This window comes from Polaribacter sp. 11A2H (genome assembly GCF_011379025.1).
Taxonomy (GTDB): domain Bacteria; phylum Bacteroidota; class Bacteroidia; order Flavobacteriales; family Flavobacteriaceae; genus Polaribacter.
This window is the reverse complement of record NZ_WTLD01000066.1, coordinates 1-533: the sequence shown is the minus strand read 5'-3', so window position 1 is coordinate 533 and position 533 is coordinate 1. Positions and strand designations below refer to the sequence as shown.

The window sequence follows — 533 nt, the reverse complement described above, 5'->3', positions numbered from 1 at the left end:
CTATGAGGACGGTGACGGTTACGTAGATATTAGCTTTAGTCGTCAAATGGAGCCGTATATTTGCATGATAGAGGGTAATTTCACTACTCAAGTGCTTATCTCTAGCGCACGACTCAGAGACACAAATGCCAGTAACATATATCAACTTATAAGGCAGAAAATAAGTCAGAAGAAAGACCGTTTTTTTGAAATTACTGTTGAAGAACTAAAGGAAGAGCTTGGGCTTTACACAATAAAGAATAAGGAAAAAGTTTATTCTTATCCGTTGTTTAAAGAGTTTAATCGCAGTGTTATCAAGCAAAGCATCGATACCATTGAAGACACTACTGAAATAAAGAATATAAGCGTTGAAATCATCGAGAGGAAGCAGCGTAAAGCAACTAAGCTAAGATTCTCTTATCGAGTAGATGACCAAATGAAGTTTGAGGGATTTTAGCTAAACTTGCTTTCCAGATAGCCCATACCGGTTTTTATGTTAAATACGTCTTCTTAGTACACACTCCCCGTTTGTGCCCAACAAAGCGTTTGTTTTT

At 37.1% G+C, this 533-nt stretch carries 1 protein-coding gene; it reads left to right on the top strand.

The window, feature by feature from the left end; all coding sequences use genetic code 11:
* Positions 1–436, top strand: a 436-nt coding sequence (locus GQS58_RS16950) for a replication initiation protein (protein ID WP_166388070.1), incomplete at its 5' end; no start/stop codon positions are given.
* Positions 437–533 lie beyond the last annotated feature (97 nt).